The 18,790-nt window shown below is 68.5% G+C and carries 20 protein-coding genes and 1 riboswitch; of the genes, 9 read left to right on the top strand and 11 right to left on the bottom strand.

Going from position 1 to position 18,790, the window contains the following annotated elements; genetic code table 11:
- Window positions 1-2 precede the first annotated feature (2 nt).
- Complete coding sequence (locus AC6CID_RS05805; protein WP_498353683.1) at window positions 3-671, bottom strand: DUF3239 domain-containing protein; 669 nt, start codon at window positions 669-671, stop codon at window positions 3-5.
- Window positions 672-943: 272 nt separating this feature from the next.
- Between AC6CID_RS05805 and AC6CID_RS05810 the strand changes: the two genes are divergently transcribed.
- The 3 genes from AC6CID_RS05810 to AC6CID_RS05820 are packed head-to-tail and all read left to right on the top strand — an operon-like array spanning window position 944 to window position 4,678.
- Window positions 944-2,314 (top strand): CitMHS family transporter, encoded by a 1,371-nt coding sequence (locus AC6CID_RS05810; RefSeq protein ID WP_024103076.1) that lies wholly within the window; start codon window positions 944-946, stop codon window positions 2,312-2,314.
- A 49-nt stretch (window positions 2,315-2,363) separates the two neighbouring features.
- The gene (locus AC6CID_RS05815) at window positions 2,364-4,034 is read left to right on the top strand and encodes an ATP-binding protein (RefSeq protein WP_498353684.1); all 1,671 of its coding nucleotides are present in this window, start codon (window positions 2,364-2,366) and stop codon (window positions 4,032-4,034) included.
- On the top strand, window positions 4,016-4,678 hold the full coding sequence (locus AC6CID_RS05820) for a response regulator (RefSeq protein WP_006551688.1): 663 nt from the start codon (window positions 4,016-4,018) through the stop codon (window positions 4,676-4,678). The genes AC6CID_RS05815 and AC6CID_RS05820 overlap by 19 nt, the downstream gene beginning before the upstream one ends.
- Window positions 4,679-4,718: 40 nt before the next feature.
- On the opposite strand, the gene AC6CID_RS05825 is transcribed toward AC6CID_RS05820, so the two are convergent.
- The 4 genes from AC6CID_RS05825 to AC6CID_RS05840 all read right to left on the bottom strand — a co-directional run bounded on the left by AC6CID_RS05825 (window position 4,719) and on the right by AC6CID_RS05840 (window position 7,312).
- Window positions 4,719-6,377: a DNA repair helicase XPB gene (locus AC6CID_RS05825; protein WP_019289944.1), complete on the bottom strand. Its 1,659-nt coding sequence runs from the start codon at window positions 6,375-6,377 to the stop codon at window positions 4,719-4,721.
- A gap of 132 nt (window positions 6,378-6,509) precedes the next feature.
- Window positions 6,510-6,668, bottom strand: a complete 159-nt coding sequence (locus AC6CID_RS05830; RefSeq protein WP_019289943.1) for a hypothetical protein — start codon at window positions 6,666-6,668, stop codon at window positions 6,510-6,512.
- A gap of 23 nt (window positions 6,669-6,691) precedes the next feature.
- Window positions 6,692-6,859, bottom strand: a complete 168-nt coding sequence (locus AC6CID_RS05835) for a hypothetical protein (RefSeq protein WP_019289942.1) — start codon at window positions 6,857-6,859, stop codon at window positions 6,692-6,694.
- Window positions 6,860-6,874: 15 nt separating this feature from the next.
- On the bottom strand, window positions 6,875-7,312 hold the full coding sequence (locus AC6CID_RS05840) for a hypothetical protein (protein ID WP_144376970.1): 438 nt from the start codon (window positions 7,310-7,312) through the stop codon (window positions 6,875-6,877).
- Window positions 7,313-7,500: 188 nt separating this feature from the next.
- Here AC6CID_RS05840 and AC6CID_RS05845 point away from each other — a divergent pair, with 188 nt between their 5' ends.
- From AC6CID_RS05845 to AC6CID_RS05860, 4 genes are read left to right on the top strand one after another with little or no spacing between them, the layout of a single operon-like run.
- On the top strand, window positions 7,501-8,565 hold the full coding sequence (locus tag AC6CID_RS05845; RefSeq protein WP_094980924.1) for an ABC transporter substrate-binding protein: 1,065 nt from the start codon (window positions 7,501-7,503) through the stop codon (window positions 8,563-8,565).
- Complete coding sequence (locus tag AC6CID_RS05850) at window positions 8,562-9,425, top strand: ABC transporter permease (RefSeq protein WP_498353685.1); 864 nt, start codon at window positions 8,562-8,564, stop codon at window positions 9,423-9,425. Before AC6CID_RS05845 ends, AC6CID_RS05850 begins: the two co-directional genes overlap by 4 nt.
- The gene (locus AC6CID_RS05855; protein ID WP_498353696.1) at window positions 9,401-10,126 is read left to right on the top strand and encodes an ABC transporter ATP-binding protein; all 726 of its coding nucleotides are present in this window, start codon (window positions 9,401-9,403) and stop codon (window positions 10,124-10,126) included. Before AC6CID_RS05850 ends, AC6CID_RS05855 begins: the two co-directional genes overlap by 25 nt.
- Before the next feature lie 28 nt (window positions 10,127-10,154).
- Window positions 10,155-11,510 (top strand): LLM class flavin-dependent oxidoreductase, encoded by a 1,356-nt coding sequence (locus tag AC6CID_RS05860; protein ID WP_064060224.1) that lies wholly within the window; start codon window positions 10,155-10,157, stop codon window positions 11,508-11,510.
- 70 nt (window positions 11,511-11,580) lie between these two features.
- Here AC6CID_RS05860 and AC6CID_RS05865 read toward each other — a convergent pair whose 3' ends face one another.
- A complete protein-coding gene (locus tag AC6CID_RS05865; RefSeq protein WP_006551682.1) occupies window positions 11,581-13,860 on the bottom strand; it encodes a helicase-associated domain-containing protein in 2,280 nt (759 codons plus the stop codon).
- Between the two features lie 59 nt (window positions 13,861-13,919).
- On the opposite strand from AC6CID_RS05865, the gene AC6CID_RS05870 reads away from it, so the two are divergent.
- Window positions 13,920-14,108, top strand: coding sequence for a hypothetical protein (locus tag AC6CID_RS05870; protein ID WP_006551681.1), 189 nt, complete (start codon window positions 13,920-13,922; stop codon window positions 14,106-14,108).
- Between the two features lie 159 nt (window positions 14,109-14,267).
- Here AC6CID_RS05870 and AC6CID_RS05875 read toward each other — a convergent pair whose 3' ends face one another.
- The 3 genes from AC6CID_RS05875 to AC6CID_RS05885 form a co-directional block, all read right to left on the bottom strand.
- Window positions 14,268-14,849, bottom strand: coding sequence for a transglycosylase family protein (locus AC6CID_RS05875; protein ID WP_498353686.1), 582 nt, complete (start codon window positions 14,847-14,849; stop codon window positions 14,268-14,270).
- A gap of 10 nt (window positions 14,850-14,859) precedes the next feature.
- Window positions 14,860-15,000, bottom strand: a riboswitch (cyclic di-AMP (ydaO/yuaA leader).
- A 321-nt stretch (window positions 15,001-15,321) separates the two neighbouring features.
- A complete protein-coding gene (locus AC6CID_RS05880) occupies window positions 15,322-15,714 on the bottom strand; it encodes a YccF domain-containing protein (protein ID WP_498353687.1) in 393 nt (130 codons plus the stop codon).
- The gene (locus AC6CID_RS05885; protein WP_024103084.1) at window positions 15,711-15,953 is read right to left on the bottom strand and encodes a hypothetical protein; all 243 of its coding nucleotides are present in this window, start codon (window positions 15,951-15,953) and stop codon (window positions 15,711-15,713) included. The genes AC6CID_RS05880 and AC6CID_RS05885 overlap by 4 nt, the downstream gene beginning before the upstream one ends.
- A 194-nt stretch (window positions 15,954-16,147) precedes the next feature.
- On the opposite strand from AC6CID_RS05885, the gene AC6CID_RS05890 reads away from it, so the two are divergent.
- On the top strand, window positions 16,148-16,555 hold the full coding sequence (locus AC6CID_RS05890) for a cold-shock protein (protein WP_006551677.1): 408 nt from the start codon (window positions 16,148-16,150) through the stop codon (window positions 16,553-16,555).
- A gap of 68 nt (window positions 16,556-16,623) precedes the next feature.
- On the opposite strand, the gene AC6CID_RS05895 is transcribed toward AC6CID_RS05890, so the two are convergent.
- Window positions 16,624-17,112 carry a DUF2771 domain-containing protein gene (locus AC6CID_RS05895; protein WP_006551676.1) on the bottom strand — a complete coding sequence of 163 codons (489 nt, stop codon included), beginning with the start codon at window positions 17,110-17,112 and terminating at the stop codon, window positions 16,624-16,626.
- 1 nt (window position 17,113) lies between these two features.
- A complete protein-coding gene (locus tag AC6CID_RS05900) occupies window positions 17,114-18,790 on the bottom strand; it encodes an MFS transporter (RefSeq protein WP_094980920.1) in 1,677 nt (558 codons plus the stop codon).

The following is an 18,790-nucleotide window of genomic DNA, read 5'->3' on the forward strand; positions in this document are numbered from 1 at the left end:
CGTCACCGCAGTTCGGGCGGCAGTTCCTTGCTCGCCAGTTCGAGGCGACGCTCGTCGGTGGCGTCGACCTGGTCCACCATCTTCAGCTTGTCCTTCAGCACGCGCCACTCCACTTCGGGGATCTGCGCGACCGCGTCGGCGATGACCTTCTGATCACGGGTACCCCAGGCGATCGGCATGGGGCCGACCATCTGCCACACCCCCGAGTCGTTGCGGGTCGTGCGGTCGGAAAGGACCGCGGCACACGGCACGCGCTCACCGATCGCGATCCGGTGACCCGGCACCGCCTCCACGTTGCGGGTGACCAGGGCGAAGTGCTGGCCGGACGTCTCGGGCTTGGCGATGTCGACGAGCGCGAGCAGCGTCAGCCCGCGGGCACGCTCGGCGGCGACGACGGCCGGGACGAGAGGGCTGTCGCGGTAGAGCTGTTCGATGGTCCCCACCTTGCGCGGCGCCCACAGCGCCACCCACACCGACGTCGCGGCCGCGACCGCCAGCACGGCGGCGACGATGTACGCCCAGGCTTCGCCGAGCAGGAACAGACCCACCGCACCCGCGACGCACACCAGGCCGACGAATATCGCCGACCACCGCAGACGACGGACATCCGCGAGGGTCTGGTTCACGGCCTTGGCATGGGGCAGGTCCACAGGGAAGTCGAAGCGGCGCACGCCACCAGCTTATTGGAGCCCTTGGGCCGACCACTGTCGGCCTCCGGCGGCGAGCCCGACCACGACGGGCTCGAGCAGAATGCGCACAACGGCGCTTTCGTGCGCAACGGTGACTCGGTGAGGGACGTGGCCACACACTCTGCTGTAGCAGAGATCACACAACCCTCACGGCTTCGAGCCGGACCCCCACACCAGACCTCCGGTCGCGCCCGCGACCCGTGGTCGACGTGTGCCCGGACCGGCCCCGATCACGTCAGAAAGTGGGCACCGCCATGCTCGTCGTCCTCGGCTTCCTGATGGTCGCCACGTTCATGTACCTGATCATGTCGAAACGGGCCACCCCGGTCGTCGGCCTGATCCTGATCCCGGTCGCGTTCGGCCTGATCGCCGGAGCCGGCACCGACATCGGCGACATGATCGTCGACGGCGTCGAAAGTCTCGCCCCCACAGCGGCGCTGCTGTTCTTCGCGATCATCTTCTTCGGCATCATGATCGACGTCGGCCTGTTCGACCCCCTCGTGCGGCTCATCCTGCGTCTCGTGCGCGACGACCCGGCACGACTGGTGATCGGAACCGCTGTGCTGGCGATGGTCGTCTCCCTCGACGGGGACGGGTCCACGACGTTCATCATCACCACCTCCGCACTGTTGCCGCTCTACCTGAAACTGAAGGTCAGCCCGGTCGTCCTCACCGTCGTCGCGGGCCTGGCGAACGCCACGATGAACATCATCCCGTGGGGCGGGCCGACGGTCCGTGCAGCCAGCGCGCTCGGGTTGTCCCCGTCCGACGTGTTCGTCCCGATGATCCCGTCGCTCGTCGTCGGACTCGTGGTCGTGCTGGGCTTCGCTGCTCACCTGGGCTTCGTCGAACGTCGCCGTCTCGGAAAGCTCACGTGGAAGCCCGACCTGATGCCGCTCGGCGCTGGTCCGTCCGGAGTGGGTACGACGGTCGGAAAGGGCACCGATACGACCGACGGGGAGGTCGGTCGGTTGGCTGCCGGACTCGACCCCGACCGTCCGACCCTGCGTCCGCGTCTGCTGCCCTTCAACGCGATCCTCACGGTGGCGCTGCTCGTCGTCCTCGGCCTCGACATCCTGCCGATCCCCGTGCTGTTCATGATCGCCGCCGGTATCGCGCTGGCCGTGAATTTCCCTCGCGTCGTCGATCAGTCCGCCGCGATCGCACGCCATTCGTCGAGCATCGTGTCGGTCGTCGCGATGGTGTTCGCCGCCGCCGTCCTGACCGGCGTGTTCCAAGGCACCGGCATGGTCGAATCGATGGCGTTGTGGCTCACCGGCGTCGTCCCCGACGCACTCGGCCCGTTCCTCGCCGTCATCACCGGCCTGCTCAGCATCCCGATGACCTTCTTCATGACCAACGACGCCTTCTACTTCGGGGTGCTCCCGGTGCTGGCGGAGACGGCAGCGCAGTACGGCATCGAACCGGTCGAGATGGCGCGCGCATCGATCACCGGACAGCCCGTCCACATGCAGAGCCCGCTGGTCCCGGCGATTCTGCTGCTGGTGACCCTCGCCGGGGTGCCACTGGCCGACCATCACCGCAAAGTGCTGTGGCGCGCCGGAGTGGTGTCGGTCGTGATGCTCGTCGTCGGGGTGGTACTCGGGCAGATTCCGTTCGGATGAGATCGGCCCCGGGCCACACTGGACGGATGGGACGAACGGGAGCGACGCCGTGAAACTTCGCACCCAGGTACTTCTGCTCCAGTCCGCGGTGGTGGCGGTGGCACTCGGCATCGGATTCACGGTGTTCGCCACCACCACCGAGGACCGAGTCACCGACGAGCACGGTCAGCGGGCGCTCGCGATCGCACGGTCGGTGTCCGCGGACCCGACCGTGCGGGACGAGGTCGCACGCTATTCGGCCGGCGACGACGGGGTGGTTTCCCCGGACAACCCGGAACTCGCATCCGGTGCGGTGCAGGAGGCCGCCGAGGACGTCCGCACCGCCACCGGAGCGTTGTTCGTCGTGATCACCGACGACCAGGGACTCCGGCTCGCGCATCCCGATCCGGAGCAGCTCGGCCGGAGGGTGAGCACCGACCCCACCGAGGCACTCGCCGGACGGGAGGTCGTGACCAGCGAGTCGGGCACGCTCGGCGATTCGGTCCGGGCCAAGGTGCCGGTGACCGATCCCGTCTCGGGCAGGGTGGTCGGGGAGGTGAGCGTCGGCATCGCCACCGACCGGGTGCGCGCCGACCTGCGCAGCGACCTCGCCGATGCCGTCCTGATCGCGCTCGCAGCACTCGTGTGCGGTGCTGTCGGATCGTTGCTGCTCGCCAACCGCTGGAAGCGGCTCACTCTGGGACTCGAACCCGAACAGCTCACCGAGCTGGTCCGCGAACAGGAGGTCGTGCTGCACGGGATCTCCGACGGGGTCGTCGGCACCGACGCCCGCGGTATCGTCACCGTCGTCAACGCCGAGGCGCGTCGCCTGCTCGATCTCGACGACGGAATCGGTCGCAGTGTCGACACCCTCGGAATGACCCCGCGGTTGCTCGACGTGCTGCGCTCCGCGGAGGGCATCCCGGTTGCGGCGACCACCGGCGACCGGGTCGTCGTCGCCGTTTCGCGGCGTGTGGTGCGCGACGGCCGGGATCTCGGCACGGTGATGTCGGTGCGGGACCGGACCGACATCGAGACGCTCACGCGCGAACTCGACGCGGTCAAGGCGATGAGTACGGCACTGCGGGCCCAACGGCACGAGTTCGCGAACCGGCTCCACCTGCTCGACGGACTGCTCCGCCGGGGGCATGCGGAGCAGGCGCTCGAGTACATCGAACAGATCCTCGGTTCGGGTCCGCTCGGTGAACAGCTCGAGGGCATCGACACGATCACCGACCCGTACCTGCACGCCTTCCTCGTCGCGAAGGCCGCGCATGCGCGCGAGCAGGGAGTCACGCTCGTGCTCGGCGAGAACACGTGGGCGCACGCCACCGTGCGGGCACCCGTCGACGTCACGACGGTGCTCGGCAACCTGCTCGACAATGCGATCGAGGCGGCACGCACGAGCGGGCGCGCTCCGGCCGAGGTCGAGGTGGAACTGATGGAGGACGGTGCCGACCTGCACGTGAGTGTCGCGGACACCGGCGACGGCGTCGATCCCGCGCTGCCCGACGTCTTCGCCGAGGGCGCAACGACCCGCAGCGATCCGACGGTGCCCGGTGGCCGGGGAATGGGGCTGGCGCTGGCACGGCGCATCGCGCGGCTGCACGGCGGCGACGTCGTGCTGGCGGACCGTGGCGGGCAGCGCACGCCGGAGAATCCGACCGGGGGTGCGGTCTTCCTGGCGACACTGCCCGGGATGCTCGACGAAAGGGACACGGGATGGGCGGAACGGATCTGAAGGTCCTCGTCGTCGACGACGACTTCCGGGTCGCCGAACTCCACGCCTCCGTGGTCTCGGGTGTGGCGGGATTCGAGGTCTGCGCGGTCGCCGGGAGCATCGCGGCGGCCCGGGACGCCGTTCGGGCCGGTCCCGTCGATCTCGCCCTCGTGGACGTGTACCTACCGGACGGCTCCGGGATCGACCTGATCCGGAGCCTCGAATGCGACAGTTTCGTGCTCGGTGCCGCCGGCGAGGGCACGACGGTGCGCGCGGCACTCACCGCCGGTGCGCTGGTGTATCTGGTCAAGCCGTTCGCAAGCACCGAACTGGCCCGGCGGCTGGCGGCCTACGCGCAGTACCGCAGGGTCGTCGCGGGGGAGGAGCTCACCCAGACCGAGATCGACACGGCGCTGGCCGCACTGCGGCCGGTGTTGCCGGCCGCCCGCCCGGCACCCTCGCGTTCGATGACCGAAGAGCTCGTGATGCAGGCGCTCCGGGAATCACCGGAACCGATGTCGGCGGGGGAGGTGGCCGTGACGATCGGGGTGTCGCGCGCGACCGCACAGCGCTATCTCGCGGCGCTCGTCGCGAAGAAACGCCTGCGGATGCAGTTGCGCTACGGCACCACCGGCCGTCCCGAACAGGAATACCGGCCGCAGTGACACGAAGTCCCTGTGACGCGTCGCGCAGGGACGCTCCGCGTCAGCCGATCTGAGGTCCGAGCAAATCGTCGGCGTCGGTGATCCGGTACGCGTAACCCTGCTCGGCGAGGAACCGCTGGCGATGCGCGGCGTATTCGGCGTCGAGGGTGTCGCGCGAGACCACGGAGTAGAAGTGGGCCTGCCCGCCGTCGTGCTTCGGACGCAGCAGCCGCCCGAGACGCTGGGCCTCCTCCTGACGCGAGCCGAAGGTGCCCGACACCTGGATCGCGACCGAGGCCTCCGGCAGGTCGATGGAGAAGTTCGCGACCTTCGACACGACGAGCACCTTCAGCTCGCCCGACCGGAACCGGTCGAACAGCGCCTCGCGTTCCTTCGTCTTCGTCGAACCCTTGATGACCGGGGCGTCGAGCGCTTCACCGAGCTCGTCGAGCTGATCGATGTAGGCACCGATGATCAGTGTCGGGGCGTCCTGGTGCTGCTCGAGGATCGACTTCACGACCGGGATCTTGGTGCGCGCGGTCGAGCACAGCTTGTACCGTTCCTCGGGCTCGGCGACCGCGTACGCCATGCGCTCGGCGTCGGTGAGGGTCACGCGGACCTCCACGCAGTCGGCGGGGGCGATCCAGCCCTGGGCTTCGATGTCCTTCCACGGCGCGTCGAACCGCTTCGGGCCGATGAGCGAGAAGACGTCGCCTTCGCGTCCGTCCTCGCGCACGAGGGTCGCGGTGAGACCGAGGCGGCGGCGGGACTGCAGGTCTGCGGTCATACGGAAGACCGGCGCCGGCAGTAGGTGCACCTCGTCGTAGATCATCAGCCCCCAGTCGCGGGAGTCGAACAACTCGAGATTGCGGTATTCACCCTTCGACTTGCGGGTGATCACCTGGTAGGTGGCGATGGTGACCGGGCGGATCTCCTTCTTCTCGCCCGAGTACTCGCCGATCTCGTCCTCGGTGAGGGAGGTGCGGGCGATCAGCTCGCGCTTCCACTGGCGCCCGGCGACCGTGTTCGTCACGAGGATGAGCGTCGTCGCGCCGGCCTTCGCCATCGCGGCCGCGCCGACCATCGTCTTACCGGCACCGCACGGCAGCACCACGACACCCGAGCCGCCCGACCAGAACGAGTCGGCGGCCAGTTCCTGGTAGTCGCGCAGGTGCCAGGGGTTCGTCTCGAAGTCCAGCGAGATCGAATGGGCCTCGCCGTCGACGTACCCCGCGAGGTCCTCGGCCGGCCAGCCGATCTTCAACAGCATCTGCTTGACGCGTCCGCGCTCGCTCGGATGCACGATCACGGTGTCGTCGTCGATGCGCGCACCGAGCATCGGGGCGATCTTCTTGTTTCTCAGGACCTCGGCGAGCACCGCCCGGTCGAGGCTGACCAGGGTCAGGCCGTGGGCGGGGTTCTTGACCAGCTGGAGGCGCCCGTAGCGGCTCATGGTGTCGACGATGTCGACGAGCAGCGCCTGCGGGACGGCGAACCGGGAATGCGAGACCAGCGCGTCGACGACCTGCTCGGCGTCGTGACCGGCGGCACGGGCGTTCCACAATGCCAGCGGCGTCACCCGGTAGGTGTGGATGTGCTCGGGGGCGCGTTCGAGCTCGGCGAACGGTGCGATCGCCTGCCGCGCCTCGTTCGCCCGTTCGTGATCGACCTCGAGGAGCACGGTCTTGTCGGACTGGACGATGAGCGGTCCGTCGGCCACGAGTGCCTCCTGTGGATGGAAAGTAGAACTTTCCCATTCTCCAGGTTCGGGCCGTACCGCGCCACCACGACGGTGTACGGCCGTGCGTTCCCCCGTGGCGGGAACGCACGGCCGACCGGTTTCACGGCGTACTCACCGTGCGAGCGACTGCCGCACCTCCATCACGCACACCAGCGCCTCGGAGATACCGGACCGGTAGCCGGCGTCTTTCTCAGAGGTGGGAGGTCTCGAATCCAGTTCCGATTCGAGTCGTTCCTGGATCTTGTCCAGGGCATGCAGCGTCCGCTTCATTCCAGTACCGATTTTCTCTTTTCTCAGGCCGGCTGTTTCATCGCGCCGGCACGCTCGTCGAGAACGAACACCCGTGCACGCGCCAAGGCGGCGCGATATCCGTGCCGCTGTGCGTCGGTGCCCGTTTCCCGACCGGACAATCCACTTATCTTGTCGTACAGCGCTTCGAGTGCTGCGATTTCGAGATCCATGGCCTGCAACCGGATTCAGCTCCGCTTCCGCTTACGAATGAACTCGCCGGCTTCGGCGGCCTTCTGCCGCTTCTCCTGACGACGTTCCTTCAGGGACTTCGCTGGCTTCTTCGAGTTCTTGCCCTTGTCGGCCATTGTCACTCCATCTTCGATGAACAACCACTCGACAAGACCACACCATACGTCATTTCCCGGAAAAAGCCAGTCGCTCGAATTATTCTGTGCGCCATCCGAACACGGCGCTGAAATGTTCCGTACTCCGGTGTCCGGAGTTGATTTCACCGTGCGCTGATCCCTGTCGGGAAGTTCCGCGCGGCCGATACCGTCACCGGCGATGCTGTGCAGACAGAGGACGTCCACAGCCCGGGCGGACGGGGGAGAGCGATGGGCCGGACCGTGATCGCAGGCCGCAGTGCCTCGCGTCGCGAACACCGTGCGTGTCGTGTCGTCCACCGATCGCGGTTCCGTGGCTGTCCGCACTGTCGCTGTTCTCCGTACCGTGACCGCTGATTTCGGGACTGCGGTTTCCGGGGCTGCTGTCCTCGCGGTCGGGCCCGCGCTCGGGTTCCCGCTCGTCTTCCGGTGGCGCACGTCGGCGTATTCGCGCGATGTCGCGCCCCTCACCTTCGCAAGGAGTTCTCATGATCGTGTCCTCACTCGTGCGCTCTCGAAGATCGCGCGCTCCGATCGTCGTCGCGGCCGCACTGAGCGTCGTGCTCACCGGGTGCGCCGGCGGTTCGACCGGGGGATTGTCCGCCGACGCCGAAATCCCCGAGGAGATTCCACCGGGGACGTCGTTGAGCATTGCCGTCAAGCCCACCCGTATCCAGCTCGAAGCGACCGGTCGTATCGACGAGTTGCCGTTCACGGTGTCGGACTGGCCCGACGTCTCGGCCGGTCCCGACGTCATCCAGGCGTTCCGCGGCGACGCCGTCGACCTCGCGGTCAATGCGGCGATTCCTCCCATCCAGGCACGTGCCACCGGGCTCGACGCCAGGATCGTCGCCGTACGCGAGAAGGATTCGCCGCAGTACTCGCTCGCGACGGCACCCGGTACAGACATCGATTCGTTGGACGACCTGCGCGGCAGGAAGATCGCGTTGTCGCCGGGGCAGGCCCAGGGTGTCGTCGTGCTCCGGACGCTGAAGTCGGCCGGAATCGGTCTCGACGAGGTGGAATTCGTCGAACTACCGAGCACGCAGTTCCTCACGGCGCTCCAGGCGAAACAGGTCGACGTCGCACCGCTGGCGGAACCTACCCTCACGAAGTACCTGAACCAGTACGAAACCGAGGGCGCGCGAGGGGTGTTCACGCCCGAGGTCGACGCGTTGAGTGTTCTGTGGGCTCCGGTGTCCGTGCTCGAGGATCCTGCGAAGGTCGCGGCGATCAAGGAATTCATCCCGTTGTGGGCACAGGGTGACGTCTGGGCGTGGGAGAACCGGGACGAGTGGATTCGGAAGTACTACGTCGAGAGCGAGGGGGTGTCGTACGAGGACGGCAGGCGGATCGTCGAAACCGTCGGCCAGAAACCGGCATATCCCACCGACTGGGACTCCGCGATCGAATGGACGCAGGAGACCTCGGAACTGCTCGATGAGGCCGGATGGTTCGACGAGTTCGACGTCGAGCAGATCTTCGATCGCAGATTCGAAACGATTGCCGCGGAGTCGGTTCCTCAGGAGTACCGGAAGGGGTCGGATTCGTGACCAGCACACTGACACGGCCGGTGGAGGTCGGCGCCCGCCCACCGGACCCCACCGATCAGCCACCGACGGAGGGGATCAGGCCGCTCCGGCGGCTCGGTCTCCGCAAGGCCGTCCCGTTCTCGCGCATGACCGGCGTGGTTCTGCTGCTCGTCGTGTGGGCGATCGGGTCGGGTGCCGGATGGATCGACGACCGCAAGCTCTCCGCTCCCTGGACGGTGGTGACCAGCGCGGTCGAACTCGTCGCGGAAGGAACTCTGCAACAACACATCCTGGCATCGTTGAGCCGTGCCGTGCTGGGCTTCGTGATCGGATGTGTCATCGGCACCGCGCTCGCGCTCGCATCCGGCCTGACGCGCACCGGTGAAGCACTGATCGACGGCCCTGTGCAGTTCAAGCGTGCGATCCCGACGCTGGGTCTCATCCCGCTGCTGATCCTGTGGCTCGGCATCGGCGAGACCTTCAAGATCACGGTGATCGCACTCGGGACGGTCGTGACCATCTACATCCAGACGCACAACGCTCTCACGGCCCTCGAACAGCGCTACGTCGAACTCGCCGAGGTCCTCGCTCTCACTCGCGCACAGTTCGTGTGGAAGGTGGTGCTGCGAGGAGCGCTGCCCGGATTCTTCCTCGGTCTGCGCCTGGCGGTGACCGGTGCGTGGCTCACCCTGATCGTGGTCGAGAGCATCAACGCCGTGAGCGGCCTGGGCAAGATGATGTTCAACGCCCAGAACTACGGTCAGCCGGACGTCATCCTCGTCGGATTGCTCGTCTACGGCATCTTCGGTCTGGCATCCGACGCCGGTCTCCGGTTGGTCGAGCGTCGGGCGCTCGCCTGGCGGAAGACGCTGGGCGGATGAGCGCCGTACGCATCCGCGGCCTGATCCGCGGCTTCGGCGACCGGAACGTGCTCGACGGGCTCGACCTCGAGATCCCCGACGGACAGTTCGTCGCCCTGCTCGGCAGGAGCGGATCCGGGAAGTCCACCCTGCTGCATGCGCTCGCCGGCCTCGACTACGACGTGGAGATCCGGGGCGGCGCCCTCGCGGTACCGGAGAAGGTCTCCGTCGCCTTCCAGGACTCCCGCCTGCTGCCCTGGCTGCGCGTGCTCGACAACGTCACGCTCGGGCTCGACAGGCAGGGCAGGAGCCGGGGATCCGAGATGCTGGTCGAGGTCGGCCTGGCCGGGCGCGAGGACGCCTGGCCGCTCGAACTCTCGGGCGGGGAGCAACAGCGTGTCGCGCTGGCCCGGGCCCTGGTGCGGGAGCCGCAGTTGCTGCTCGCCGACGAGCCGTTCGGCGCGCTCGACGCCCTGACCCGCATCAGGATGCACGGACTGCTCGACGACCTCGTCCGCGCGCACCGTCCCACCGTGCTGCTCGTGACTCACGACGTCGACGAGGCGATAGTGCTCGCCGACCGGATCGTCGTGCTGGACGAAGGGCGCCTCGCCGTCGACTGCCACGTGGATCTCGACAAGCCCCGTTCCATCACGGATCCCGGTTTCCGGGACATCCGTGAAGACCTCCTCACCGCCCTCGGTGTCATCACGCAACTGTGACGAAAGACCTTTCACGACAGGAGAAGACATGACCGATCGTCGATTGCACCTCAACGCCTTCCTCATGCCCGTCGGCCATCACGAAGCGGCCTGGCGTCTGCCGGAGAGCGACCCGAACGCGAATCTCGACATCCAGCACTACATCTCGCTCACCCGCACCGCCGAGCGTGGCAGGTTCGATTCGGTGTTCCTCGCCGACAGCCCCGTGCTGTTCGCGAATCCCGAACGGCGTCCGAGCGGCAAGCTCGAACCCACGATCATCCTCACCGCGATCGCGACGGCCACCGAGCGGATCGGTCTCATCGGGACCGCGTCGACGACCTACAACGAGCCCTACAACCTCGCGCGTCGATTCGCATCGCTGGATTTCGTCAGCGGGGGACGGGCCGGCTGGAACATCGTCACTACCGCCGGTGACGACGCCGCTCGCAATTTCGGTCTCGACGGCGTGCCGGCGCACAAGAGCCGCTACGCGCGGGCCGCCGAGTTCGTCGAGGTGTCGACCAAGCTGTGGGACAGCTGGGAGGACGACGCGATCGTCGCCGACAAGGAGGCGGCGATCCACGCCGACTCCGCGAAGGTCCACACCTTCGAACACGAGGGAGAGTTCTTCTCGGTGGCCGGGCCGCTCAACGTGCCGCGGTCGCCGCAGGGCTATCCGCTGCTCGTGCAGGCGGGCTCGTCGGAGAACGGCAAGGACTTCGCCGCGCTGTACGCCGAGGCGATCTTCACTGCCCAGCCCACCTTCGAGGAGGGCAAGGCGTTCTACGACGACGTGAAGGATCGGGTCGGCAAGGTCGGCCGCGACCCGCGGCAGGTGCTGATCCTCCCGGGCATCGTGCCCGTCATCGGCGATACGGAGAATGAGGCACGCGAACTCGACGCCGAACTGGCCCGGCTGATCTCGCCCGAGTACGCGCGCCACCAGCTCGCCGACCGGTTCGGGTTGCGGCCGGGGCAGCTTCCGCTCGACGAGCCGCTGCCGGAGAACCTGCCGTCCGAGGACGAGATCGAGGGAGCCAAGAGCCGGTACACGCTCATCGTGCAGCTCGCGCGACGGGAGAACCTCACGGTGCGGCAGCTCATCGAACGACTCGGCGGCGGTCGCGGCCATCGAACCTTCGCGGGCACGGCCGAGCAGGTGGCCGACACGATCGAGCACTGGTTCCACAGCGGCGCGGCCGACGGCTTCAACATCATGCCCGCCGTGCTGCCGTCGGGGCTCGAGAAGTTCGTCGACGGTGTGGTGCCGATCCTGCAGGAGCGCGGTCTGTTCCGCACCGAGTACACCGAATCCACCCTGCGTGGGCACTACGGGCTCCCACGGCCGGAGAACCAGTTCACCGTCGGCGGGGCGTTCGTGGGGTTCGCGACGCAGCGCTGAGCCTCTCCGCCCAAGGGCCGGTGGTGGGCGGTTCCAGGCGATGCTCGATCAACCGCACCCGGGTCCGTCGTCAGTCGACCAGCGCCACCGACGTAACGCGGTGCAGGACGAAGCTGCGCACCGAGCCGGTCGCCGGGTCGAAGGCCTGCACCTGCCCGCCGCCCACCGACACCGGGTCGACGATGCGGCGCGTCGCCACACCCTGAGCGTCGACGTAGCCGAGGGTGACGCTGCGCTTGCCGTGCACGGCCAGCTGCAGCAGCGCGAGCGTCGCCGCACCGCCGGACCGGCTGCCGTCACCACGTGCCGAGGCCGTCGGTGTCGCGGACTCCGCACGGTCGCCGGCGCGCAGCGTGCGCACGAGGGTGTCGAGCTGCTCGTCGCTCGGCGCGGTGGGCCCGGCATAGCGGGCCCGGGCACGCGGCATCGCGACGCGGGCACCCCGGGGCCGTAGATCCACGATCGCTCCCGATGCGTCCTCCCCGGCGGGAGCGAAACCAGCGGCGCGCAGCTCGGTGAGCACCTCGGCAAGAGGCGCCTGCGAGATCGCGACGGTCGGGGCGACCGCGCGCAGGGCGAGCGTGGCGGCGACCGGGGCGGACAGTACCTCGGTGAGCAGGGCCGGATCGTCGGCGCGGACGAAGGACGTCGCCACACCGGCCCGCAGGCGTCCGTGGCGACGCGCGACGTCGTCGATCAGGTAGGTGAGCGACTGCGGCACCGGGGTGCGCGAATGCGTCGCGAACAGGCCGTGCAGGTCGCTCGCGCCGAGCCCGGCGTCGAGCGCGCGCCGGATACTGCTCTCGCCGATCCGGTAGACGGTCGCGGCACCGGCCGATTCGACGTCGGCGACGAGCGCGATCCGCTCGCCGAGTTCGGGGACGAGCGGTCCGGGGGCGACGACCGTGAGGTCGGCCTGGACGAGCACGTAGTCGACGGGTTCGGGGAGCACCGCTGCCATCTCGGCCTCGGCGTCGCCGCCGTGCAGCAGCGCCTTGCCCGGCGACGCGAGCATGCCGTGCGCGACGAGACCGAGTGTCGTCGCCTCGCGCACGGTCTCCACGACGCTCGTCGTGTCGAAGCGACTCGCCCAGCGAGGACGACGCCACGCCGCAGCGGTACGCAGGTCGGCGACGTCCGTGCCCGCCGCCGGCACGTCGGAGAGGGCGTCGAGCAGCAACCGTCGGTCGCGGGCGGCAGTAGGGGACTTCACCTCGTCGGACAGCGCGGCGACCGGCTTGTCGTTCTGGTCGCGCCGGCCGATCAGCCAGGGCCGGCGCGGCAGATCGAGCCAGGCACCGGCGAGCACGGCCCAGCGGTAGGCGGGGGAGGACGCGAGCCACGCGTCGGTGGCGGTGGTCGGTGCCCAGTGATCGTCGTCCCCCGGTGTCGGCGGATCGGGGAGGCCCCGCGCGATCAGACCGGCACCCGCGAGGACCTCGACGACGAGCGCCGTCTCGTCGTCGTCGAGTCCGACCGCCTTCCCGATGCGATGCAGTTCGCGGACACCGAGCCCACCGGCCTTGAGGACGGGGGCGGCTTGCGCACCGAGGGTGTCGAGAACGTCTTCGCAGTGCCGCAGCAGTTCGAGGGCGGCGCCGCCGGCGGTCGCATTGACGTCGGCGGTCGATCGGGTGGGTTTCGGTGCGCGCGGGGGAGCGAGCGCCGCCGGATCGAAGGGAGCGTCGTCGCGCAGTGCCTGGCCCACCCGGTGGGGGAGTTCGACGGTCTCGTCGTCGATGCGGAAGAGCAGTCCGGCGGCGAGCAGTTTCTGCACGGGCCGGTCGGCGGGGGTGTCCGGTGCGGCGTCGCGGGTCCGACCGATCGGGGACGTACGCGACAGGGTGTCGAGGATGCTGCGCTGCTCGGGCGGAAGAGCCGCGAGGAGGTCGTCGAGCTCCTGCCGGGACGGTCCGGTGACGTCGCCGGTGCGTCCGACGCGCCACGGAACGGCGTCCACGGCGGCGGCGACGAGACGCAGTTCGTCGGTGGACCCCCACACGAGCAGCAGCGAGCGCAGGGTGGACAGGATCCGGTCGAGATTCCTCGCGCTGATGCGGCCGGAGACCTCGTCGAGCACGGCGGCGCGGGAGACGGGGGTGTCCACCGCTCCGAGACGGGCCAGCACCTCGATGATCCCGAAGGCGGCGGTGTCGAGTTCGTCGGCCGCACGGAACACCGAGGCGCGTTGCTGAGCCCGGCTCGCGAGCACGTTCATGCTCGCCGGTGGCGGCACTACGAGATCCGGACGGGCGCGCAGCGTGGCGGCCAGATCCGTGTCGCGTCGACCTGCCAGCCAGCGGGCGAGGGAGTCCGAGGCGGTGTCGGGAGCGGGCGTGGTCGGGGACATCCCCTCCAGATTAGAGACCTGCGGTAGCAGGCCCCGAACTCACCTGCCAAAATGAGCGCATGGCTACCTCTTCGAAAAAGCATTACGTCGACCACGGATGGCCCGAGCTGGCCGACGGTGAGCACGCTGTCACCGAACTGTCGTCCACGCGTTCCGGTCCGCTCTCCCCGTACGGTGAGGACACCGTGTTCCCGTTGCCGGTCGAGGACCTGCCCTACACGCATCCGAAGACGGTGATCAACCGCTGATCCGATCGCGGATCACCGAACAGACTCTTCCGTACGGCGCCCGGTCCCTTCGTGGGGGCCGGGCGTCGTCGTGTGTGAGGGATGAACGAAGGTCGTCCGCATATGCGGAAGGGCCTCGCACCGTGAACGGTGCGAGGCCCTTCAGGGATGTTCGGGGTGTTACTGCGGGAGCACCGCGCGAACGGCGTCCAGGATGTTCGGGTCGAGCTCGACACCGGCGTCCTGGAGTGCGGTGACGCCCTGCTCGAAGCCGGCCAGGACGCCCTGGACCTCGGCGGGGACAGCGGGGGTCTCCGGAAGCTGCGGGACAGCGTTCTGGATGGCCGGCGCAGGGGTCTCGGCGGGCGCTGCGTCGACGGAGCGCTGCGTGGGCGCGCTCGACAGGCCGAGGCTCGACGAGCAGGAGGGCCATGCGCCCCAGCCCTGGCCGGCGAGGACACGCTCGGCGACGGCGATCTGCTGCTCGCGGCTGGCCTGGCTGGCCGAGGCGGCGTATTCCTGGCCGCCGTAGGCGTTCCAGGTGCTCGGCGAGAACTGCAGGCCACCGTGGTAGCCGTTGCCGGTGTTGATTCCCCAGTTGCCGCCGGACTCGCACTGTGCGAGGCGGTCCCAGTCGGAGTCGGGGGCGGCAGCGGCCGTGCCGCTGAACGCGACACCCGTGACGCCGAGGACTGCGCCCGTCAGCGCGAACTTCGCGACGGTACGACCGGTATTGGTGGGCTTGCGATGGCGTCCGCTCATGTCGGTTCCGTGTTCCTCTCCGTACGCACCTACGAGGTCAGCTGTCGGGTTCGGGCTGAAGAGGTCGCCCGGCCGTGTCGCTCCGTTGGGAGCGCCTTCGGCTTCACCCCGAGGACCGTCGCGCTTGCGTCGGCCCGGGCCTCCTGGACACCGTCCGGCTGTGGGCCGATCGGTTCCTGGGAGACCGGTGGGTCCCCCGTTTCCTGTCCCCTGTGGATCGTTCGTCGGGACTTCCGGAACCACGGGACAGGAATTTGGCGCGGCGGTTCCGGACCGGTCGAGCCAGGCGGTTCGACCGGACATGACGGTAACGGTTCCGAGGGCGAAGTGTCACCAATTGATAACGCGCCGATTCGTGTGGCGACAGACGTGTGTGGCGCGGACCAGGGAATGAAGTCCCAGGTAGTGGGGTCCGGGTGCCCGAAATTTCGTTTCGAGTCCTGCTCGTTATCGGCTCGTTATGTGAGAAAGATCACATGTAACTCGGGCGGGCATCCACATGAACGATCTCCTTCCCCAGGGGCATCAGGGAGATCGGGATCATCTTCAGGTTGGCGACGGCGAGCGGGATGCCGATGATCGTGACGGCCATGGCGAGCGCGGTGGCGATGTGGCCGAGGGCCAGCCAGATACCGGCCACCAGGATCCAGATGACGTTGCCGATCAGCGACATGGTGCCGGCCGTCGGCTTGTCGACCGTCGTCTTGCCGAACGGCGAGAGCGCGTAGATACCGATCCGGAACGACGCGATGCCGAACGGGATGGTGATGATGAGGATGCAGCAGATCAGACCTGCCGCGAAGTAGCCGAGCGCGAGCCACAGCCCGCCGAAGATCAACCAGATGATGTTGAGCAGGATCCTCATGTCCGGTCTCCGTTCCGAGCGCGCCGGCCCGAGCGCAGCGCGAAGGCGATGGCGAGGGCGAAACCCAACGGCCATGCGAGGGTCAACAGATACAGCGCGAGTCCGGGCGTGCCGTCGGTGACCGCCGGAATGAGGAAGATGGCGACGACCGCCACCACACCGACGACGAAGCAGGCGATCGCGGCCTTCAGGAGGCCGTTACGCGGGGCGGCAGACGAATCCGAAGATGAAGTACCCACGTGACCACGGTAGTCGCCGCAAGGACGGACGGTGACGTCCGGGAGCGGGAAGACGATTCGGGGGCGGACCCACCTCTGCGGGTACACTGACAGGTGTCTACGCGTCCCGCTCGACCGAGTCGGGGCGCGTTGTTTTGCATGGTAAACGGGTTGCCCCGCTGTGGGGCACAGCTGTCGAGGAGCAGGTGAGCGCGGTGCCGACCGGCAAGGTGAAGTGGTACGACGTCGAGAAGGGCTTCGGCTTCCTGTCCCAGGACGAGGGTGAGGACGTCTACGTCCGCGCCTCGGCACTGCCGGAGGGAGTGGAAGCGCTCAAGCCCGGTCAGCGCGTCGAGTTCGGTATGGCGGTGGGCCGCCGGGGTCCGCAGGCGCTGAAGGTCGAGCTCCTCGAGCAGCCCACGTTGCGGCAGGGTCGCCGCGAGGCTCCCGCCCAGCAGAAGCGCCGCGCGCCGGACGAACTGCACGGCATGGTCGAGGACATGATCAAGCTGCTCGAAGCAGCGGTCCAGCCCGATCTGCGGCGCGGGCGTTACCCCGACCGCAAGACCGGGCAGCGCATCTCCGAGGTCATGCGGGCGATCGCGCGCGAGCTCGATCACTAGGGACGAACCACGACGGGCCGTCCTCGCCGTGTGCGAGGACGGCCCGTCGTCGTATGCGGGGTCGGGACTCAGAACGTCTTGACGGCCCACACGGCGTGCGCGATCGGTTCACCGGCCTCGTCGACGACGGCCGACGGCAGCTGGATCTCCACTCCGAGCAACTGCAGCTCCGGGGAGCTCTCCACGGTGAGGGTGCGGCGTGCACCGGCCTCGAACATCGCGCCGTCGATGTAGGTCTGCCCGGTCTGCGTGTCGCCGTAGACGGTGAGGATGCGCCACGGAGCATCGGCGATCTCGTTCGGAAGCGACAGCTGCAGCGGGTAGCCGGCCGGCACGTCGAGCTGACCGATCGGGTTCTCCACGCAGTCCTCGAGATAGAGATTGCAGTGCTGCGCGGGATCGACCGTCACGGTCTTTCCCCGTGCGTACGCGGTGATGGTGGGGAGCGTGGGCTCGGCCGAATCGACCAGTTTCCACACCGTGGCGGCGACTCCCGCTACCACGACCACCAGGGCCACCAGCAGCAGCGCGAGAGTCTTCTTCGTCCGGGCCTGCAACTCAACTGTTCCAATCTTCGGTAGGGGATCCACCGGCGCGCCTCCGCCCGGCAGCCGTCTCGGTGGAGACGCGTTCGGGTCGACGGCCGCCGAATCCCGGCAGCAATGTCCCCCCACGGTATGTCAGCACCGTCTGCGCGAATCCGAGAACCAGCACGACGGAGACCACAGCGAACCCGAGCCACAGTTCGGTCGGCAACAGCACACCCATCGCTCCGCCGAACACCCAGCTGAGCTGGAGAACCGTCTCGGACCTGCCGAATCCGGACGCGATGGACTCCTCGGGAAGGTCCTGCTGGAGCGATGCGTCGAGCGAGACCTTGGCCAGCGCGCTGGCGCACGCCGCCACGAGCGCCGCCAGCGCGGCGGCCAGGACGTTGCCGGTCGCAGCGACGACGGCGGACACGACGACGACCGCGGCGGTGCACCGCACGACGATGAGAGCGGGCCGTCCGAGCGCGAGTCGCGCTCCGGTCGCGTTGCCCGCGAAGTTGCCGACCGCGGCGGCGGCACCGATACCACCGAGCATCGCGGCCTGCATGAGCGGATCCTGTCCGGTGGTGTTCTTCGCGACGAACGCCATGAACAAGGTCAGGAAGCCGGTGAGGATGCGGATCGTGCCGTTGCCCCACAGTCCGGTCACCACCGCCCGTCCCAGCGGCTGCTTCCGTTTCCCGGACTTGGTGACGATCACCTCGGTCACGGTGTCGGCGTTCAGCACCTCGGTGCGCGCGTCGGAGCGGTGGTACGACAGCGTCGCCGGCACCTCACCCTCGGTGACCTCGACCCAGGCGGGGATACGCATGCTCAGATAGGCGCCGAATGCGGTAATCCCGGCGCACAGCCACAGTGCGCCCGACGAACCGAATGCCCATGCCGCGGCCGCCGCGATCGCGCCGGCACCGATCGTGCCGCCGACCAGGCCGAAGACCGTCAACCGGGAGTTCACCCGCACCAGATCGATCTCCGGTGGCAGGACTCTGGGTGTCACCGCGGATTTGAGCACCGCGAACGATTTGCTCAGCACCATCATGCCGAGCGCCGCCGGATACAACAGCCAGCTGTCGAAGTTGAACACCAGCACTACCGCGAGCACCGTGCGCAGCGCGAAGGACGTCGCCAGCGCGACGCGACGACCGTGCTGCAACCTGTCGAGCAGCGGCCCGATGAGCGGGGCGATGATCGCGAACGGCGCGATCGTGATGAGCAGATACAGCGCGACCTTCGTCCTGTCCTCACCGGTGGCCGCCGAGAAGAACAGGGTGTTCGCGAGCGCGACGGCGATGGCCGCGTCGGAGGCGAAGTTCGCCATCGTCGCGTAGGTGAGCGCCGTCAGGCCCGACTTGTCGGCGCCGTCGGCCGTGGCCGCTCGGCGGAAGGTCGCGATGCCCTTCGAGGTGAGTTCGCGGCTGCGCAGGGCCGCGACCCGCGTCACCGTCAGTTTCCGCGGCATGCGCGGAGCGCGCGGTGAGTCGGTCTCGGACGAGGACTCCGCCCGACCGGCCGCCGACGCACCCGGCGGTCGGCGCGGATGGTCGACGGGATGCAGGGGCGGCAGGGGAGTGCGACGGCCCGAGACGCGGCGCGGAGGCGGATAGTTGCTGTACCCCGGATGCTGCGAACCCGGGACACGGCCGTCCGCTCCCTCGGGGGCGGGTCGCTCGTCCGGTTCGGTCAC

Source organism: Rhodococcus sp. GQ147 (assembly GCF_059759155.1).

Coding starts and splice junctions, on each gene's coding strand:
- AC6CID_RS05810 (WP_024103076.1), top strand. CDS start 944: ATGCTCGTCGTCCTCGGCTTCCTGATGGTCGCCACGTTCATGTACCTG.
- AC6CID_RS05820 (WP_006551688.1), top strand. CDS start 4,016: ATGGGCGGAACGGATCTGAAGGTCCTCGTCGTCGACGACGACTTCCGG.
- AC6CID_RS05830 (WP_019289943.1), bottom strand. CDS start 6,668: ATGAAGCGGACGCTGCATGCCCTGGACAAGATCCAGGAACGACTCGAA.
- AC6CID_RS05835 (WP_019289942.1), bottom strand. CDS start 6,859: ATGGATCTCGAAATCGCAGCACTCGAAGCGCTGTACGACAAGATAAGT.
- AC6CID_RS05845 (WP_094980924.1), top strand. CDS start 7,501: ATGATCGTGTCCTCACTCGTGCGCTCTCGAAGATCGCGCGCTCCGATC.
- AC6CID_RS05860 (WP_064060224.1), top strand. CDS start 10,155: ATGACCGATCGTCGATTGCACCTCAACGCCTTCCTCATGCCCGTCGGC.
- AC6CID_RS05865 (WP_006551682.1), bottom strand. CDS start 13,860: ATGTCCCCGACCACGCCCGCTCCCGACACCGCCTCGGACTCCCTCGCC.
- AC6CID_RS05870 (WP_006551681.1), top strand. CDS start 13,920: ATGGCTACCTCTTCGAAAAAGCATTACGTCGACCACGGATGGCCCGAG.
- AC6CID_RS05875 (WP_498353686.1), bottom strand. CDS start 14,849: ATGAGCGGACGCCATCGCAAGCCCACCAATACCGGTCGTACCGTCGCG.
- AC6CID_RS05880 (WP_498353687.1), bottom strand. CDS start 15,714: ATGAGGATCCTGCTCAACATCATCTGGTTGATCTTCGGCGGGCTGTGG.